Raw genomic sequence first — 4,712 nt, forward strand, 5'->3', positions numbered from 1 at the left:
CGCGGTCCTGGCCTCGGTGCGCAGCGCGAGCGCGCGCCCCCCTGCGCCGACGGCCCCCTCCGCGCCGCTCACCCACCCATGGTGCGAGCCGGAGCGACCGCGGGCCACTCCGGCTCACGGCCGTGACCACCACCGGGTCGCTCGTGGGCCCCGGAACGGCATCGACCCGACCCGGCGCGCGGGCTCCGCGCTAGCGCTCCCGCACGAACAGCGACTGCGCGCTGCGCCCCACGGGCCCGCGTTCGTCGTGCAGCACGCTGCTCGCCACGCCGACACCGGACGCCCCGATCACCGTGGCCGCGTCCAGCGCGAACCACTCACCGACCGGCTCCCGGTGCAGGTGCACGGTCAGGTCGGTGTTGATCGCGTACCAGGTGCGGATGTCCACCCGGCTGGACACGCCGCTCGCCGAGTCCGCCACCGTGAACAGGCGTTGCACCGCGCTCGGCTCCTCGCCGGCCACCACGCGCACCTGCGCCCGCGCCCACACCACCGCGTCACCGGGCGCGAAGATCCCGCCGTCCACCGAGCGCCACTCCATCGCGGCCAGGTAGCCGCCCTGCCAGTGGTCCGGGATGGTCATCGGCTCGCACTCCGACGGCGGTGCCGGCGGCCCGCCCGCGTCGGACGCCACCGCCGCCGTGTCGCCGGCCACGGTCCGCCACGCGCCCGCCCGCAGCACCGGCCGGCCCCCGTGCGCCAGCTCCGCGGTCAGCAGCTCCACCGAACGGCCCGGCCGCAGCACCGACGCCGTCACGGTCAGCTCCGCCACCGGCACCGGACCCAGCACCTCGAACGCCACCCGCGACAACACCGTGCCCGGCCGCGGCGCGCACCGCTCCAACGCCCGCACCAGCAGCGCCGACGGCGGCCCGAGGTGCTGGCTCTCCTGGCCCCACGGCCCGGTGGTGTGCCCGGTCGAGGCGAACCGGTCCTCGTCCAGTCGCTCGTAGAACGCGTCCACGCCCCGGCCCCGTCAGTCGACCCGGTCGAGCGCGGTCTCCACCCCGGCGTCCGGCTCCGGCCAGCCCGGGTAGGGCGGCGGCGTGCCGTCGAACGCCGGGCACAGCGCCTTGTGGTCGCAGTAGTCGCACAGCCGGCTCGGGTTCGGCCGGAAGTCGCCGGTCTTCGCCGCCCGCAGGATCGCGTCCCAGATGGCCTCCAGGGTGCGCTCGAACCGGGCCAGCTCCGCCTCGTCCGGCTGGTAGGCCAACGCCTGCCGGTCGGCCAGGTACATCAGCCGCAGCTGGCGCGGCACCACGCCGCGCAGCCGCCACAGCACCAGCGCGTAGAACTTCATCTGGAACAACGCCTTGGCCTCGCCCACCTGGCGCGGCGCGGCCCCCGTCTTGTAGTCGACCACCCGGATCTCGCCCGTCGGGGCCACGTCCACCCGGTCGACGTACCCGCGCAGCAGCACGCCGGAGGGCAGCTCCCACTCCACCAGCAGCTCACGGGCGTCCGGGTCGAACCGGCGCGGGTCCTCCAGCCCGAAGTAGCCGTCCAGCAGCTCCTCCGCCGACGCCAGCCACTCCTCCTGCTCGGGGTCGCCCTCCGCGAACAGCTCGGCGAACTCCGGCCGCTCGGCCCGCACCCGCTCCCACGCCGGACCGACCAGCGCCCGCGCCGTCTCCGGCAGCCGCTCGGCGGCGGGCAGGCCGAACAGGTCCTCCAGCACCGCGTGCACCACCGTGCCGCGCACCTGCGCCCTGGTCGGCTTCTCGGGCAGCCGGTCGACGGCCCGGAAGCGGTAGAGCAGCGGGCACTGCTTGAAGTCGCCCGCTCGCGAGGGCGACAGCGCGGGCCTGCGAACAGGGCGCTCGGTGATCGTCGGCACTGCCATGGCCCAGAACCATAGGCCAACCCCCCGACAAGATCGGTTCCGAACCGCGTCGCGCGGCGTGGTCACACGGTGGCCGCCGCGTAGTCGGGGAGGTCGAGGCGGCTGCTCACGTCCTGGCCCACGCGGAGCATCATGGCGAGCAGGACCTTGTTGCTCAGCAGGGTGTTGCGCGCCCGCAGGCCGAACGCGCTCGCCGGCGCGAGGAACTTGCCCGTGCGGTCGCCGCCCCGCTGGCACCGTCGCGCGTAGTCGCGCATGAGTTCTTCGTAACGCCCGAACGCGGTCCGGTGATCACCGTTCGCGGCGGCCAGCTCGCCCGCGAGGACGTACGCGCCGACGACGGCCGTGCCCGTGCCCATCCCGCCGATGGTGGCGCCGCAGGCGGCGTCACCGACCAGGGCGACGCGACCCCGTGACCAGGGCTGGACGTCCGCCCGGCTGATCGAGTCGAAGTACAGCTGCGTCGTGCGCCCCAGGGCGTCCAGCAGCCGGGGCGTCTCCCACCCCAACCCGCCGAACGCGTCCAGGAGCAGCCGTCGCTGCTGGTCGACGTCACGCCGGTCGTACCGCAGGAGGGGCGACTTGAAGATCGCGAACGCGCTCGCCCGGCCCCCGGCCCGGGTGGTGGACACGAGCCGTCCCGGCACGTTGTAGCTCCGCGGCTCGGGCGGGATGCCCAGGTCGTCGGGCAGGTCCCAGGTCGCGACGTAGTAGCCGAGGTGGCTGACGAACCGCTCCTCCGGGCCGAAGGCCAGGCCGCGCACGCCGGAGTGGATGCCGTCGGCCCCGATGACCAGGTCGAACGTGCGCTCGGCACCGGAGGCGAACGTGACGTCCACCCCGTCGGGCGTCTCGGTCAAGCCGGTGACGGAGTCCCCGAAGACGTAGTCCGCGTGTTCCGCGCTGTGCTCGCGGAGGACACGCGAGAGGTCCGAGCGCAGCACCTCCAGCTCGCCTCCCGCGAAGTCCTCCGGCAGGTGGAGCAGGGTGCGCCCGCGTTCGTCGACGAACGTCATCGGGCTGCCGCCGGTCTGCACCTGGCGCAGCCGGTCGAGGACGCCCATGCGCTCCAGCACGGTCAGGTGGGTCTCGCCCCGGAAGTCCACCGCCGCACCACCGCTGCGCGGCACGGGCGCGATCTCCACGACGGTCGGCTCGAAGCCGTACCGGCCGAGCCAGTGGGCCAGGGCCGGTCCGGCGACGCTCGCGCCGGAGATGAGGACTCGCATGTTCGACATCGCCACCCCTAATTGTGTCCGTAGGACGCAGTTACTTCTGTGTACTGTAGACACAGTTTTCGGGCGGGTGCAACGCCGGAGGTGGGGATGGACCTGACGGGCAGACTCGAACTGCTCTGGGGCGAACGGCCGGGTCCGCGCCGCGGCCCCAAGCCCGCGCTCAGCCTCGACCGGATCGCCCGGACCGGCATCGCGATCGCGGACGCCGAAGGCCTCGCCGCCGTCTCGATGCAGCGGGTCGCCGCGGACCTCGGGTTCACCAAGATGTCGCTGTACCGCTACGTGCCCGGCAAGGCCGAGCTGGTCGCGCTCATGGCCGACCTGGCGATCGGCGCACCGCCCGCCGAACCGACCGGCGGGGACTGGTGCGCGCGGCTCCGGGCGTGGGCGTCGGCGCTGCTGCCCGGGTTCCTGCGGCACCCGTGGACGCTGGAGGCCACCACGGGCCCGCGCGTCGTCGGGCCGAACGAGCTGGCCTGGATGGAGTCTGCGCTGGCCGTGCTCGACGGGACCGGCCTGCGCGGCGCCGAGCGGATGGACGTGCTGGCTGTGCTGGCCGGGCACGTCCGGAGCATCGCCCAGCAGGTGGCGACGACACCGGGGGACGACATGGGCACGCAGTTCGGCGCGCTGCTGGCCGAGGTGGTGCGCGACCGGGGCGACCGCTACCCGGCGGTCGAGGCCGCGTTGGCCGGGTCCGCGGAGCAGGGAGGGGAGGACCAGGCCTTCGACTTCGGCCTCGACCTGATCCTGGACGGCCTGCGCGCCAAGGTCGCGTCACGCGCCGCGTCGCCGGTCGTGCCACCCGTCACCGGGTAGTCGGACCGCCGTCGGACCCGCGCCGGCGCGCTCCGCCGCTGATCCAACACAGTCCTGATACACCCCGCGCCCTAGGCTCGGTCCGTGGCGACGACGGGGAGTTGGCGACGGCAGGTCAGCCGGGACGGCGGGCTGCCGCTGTTCCGCGCGGCCGGGATACCGGTGCTGCTCGCGCCCTCGTGGTGGCTCGGCTCGGCGGCCATCGTGGTGCTCTACGCACCGCTGGTCGGCCGCATCGCCCCCGGTGCCGGCGGCTTCACCGGCGTGCTCCTCGCCGCCACCTTCGCGGTCTTCCTCGGCCTCTCGGTCCTGGCGCACGAGCTCGGCCACAGCCTCGTCGCCCTGCGCCTGGGTCTGCCGGTGCGCAGGCTGCGCCTGTTCCTGCTCGGCGGCGTGTCCGAGGTGATGCGCACCCCGACCCGCCCCGGTCACGAGGGCGCCATCGCCGCGGCCGGCCCGATCGTCTCCATCGTGCTGGCCGGCATGTTCGCCCTGGGCGCCTCGGCCATCCCGCAGCCGGACGCCGTGTGGTTGCTGATCGCCCAGACGGCCTTCGCCAACGCCGCCGTCGCGGTGTTCAACCTGCTCCCCGGCCTGCCGCTGGACGGCGGCCGGATCCTGCGCGCGGGCGTGTGGGCCGTCACGGGCCGCCGTGCGACGGGCACCAAGGCGGCCGTCGTCGGTGGCGGGGTCGTGGCCGCGCTGCTCGTCGTGTGGGCGGTGTGGGGCGTGCTCGACGGCGCGGAGGACCGCTGGCTCCGCTTCGGCGTGTGCCTGCTGACCGCGTGGTTCGTGCTGGCGGGCGCGCGCGG

Annotated in this window: 5 protein-coding genes; 2 read left to right on the forward strand and 3 right to left on the reverse strand. The window is 74.6% G+C overall.

Going from position 1 to position 4,712, the window contains the following annotated elements:
* Nucleotides 1-190 precede the first annotated feature (190 nt).
* The 3 genes from AB0G02_RS28670 to AB0G02_RS28680 all read right to left on the reverse strand — a co-directional run bounded on the left by AB0G02_RS28670 (nt 191) and on the right by AB0G02_RS28680 (nt 3,081).
* Nucleotides 191-964 carry a thioesterase family protein gene (locus tag AB0G02_RS28670; protein WP_360799785.1) on the reverse strand — a complete coding sequence of 258 codons (774 nt, stop codon included), beginning with the start codon at nt 962-964 and terminating at the stop codon, nt 191-193.
* Between the two features lie 12 nt (nt 965-976).
* Nucleotides 977-1,843 carry a RecB family exonuclease gene (locus AB0G02_RS28675; RefSeq protein ID WP_360799788.1) on the reverse strand — a complete coding sequence of 289 codons (867 nt, stop codon included), beginning with the start codon at nt 1,841-1,843 and terminating at the stop codon, nt 977-979.
* 62 nt (nt 1,844-1,905) lie between these two features.
* Nucleotides 1,906-3,081: an FAD-dependent monooxygenase gene (locus AB0G02_RS28680; RefSeq protein ID WP_360799791.1), complete on the reverse strand. Its 1,176-nt coding sequence runs from the start codon at nt 3,079-3,081 to the stop codon at nt 1,906-1,908.
* Nucleotides 3,082-3,168: 87 nt separating this feature from the next.
* On the opposite strand from AB0G02_RS28680, the gene AB0G02_RS28685 reads away from it, so the two are divergent.
* Both AB0G02_RS28685 and AB0G02_RS28690 read left to right on the forward strand, forming a co-directional pair.
* Nucleotides 3,169-3,900: a TetR/AcrR family transcriptional regulator C-terminal domain-containing protein gene (locus tag AB0G02_RS28685; RefSeq protein ID WP_360799794.1), complete on the forward strand. Its 732-nt coding sequence runs from the start codon at nt 3,169-3,171 to the stop codon at nt 3,898-3,900.
* 84 nt (nt 3,901-3,984) lie between these two features.
* Nucleotides 3,985-4,712, forward strand: a 728-nt coding sequence (locus tag AB0G02_RS28690) for a site-2 protease family protein (RefSeq protein WP_360799796.1), incomplete at its 3' end; no start/stop codon positions are given.

The organism is Actinosynnema sp. NPDC023658, from assembly GCF_040639995.1.
In the GTDB taxonomy this organism is placed as follows: Bacteria; Actinomycetota; Actinomycetes; order Mycobacteriales; family Pseudonocardiaceae; genus Actinosynnema.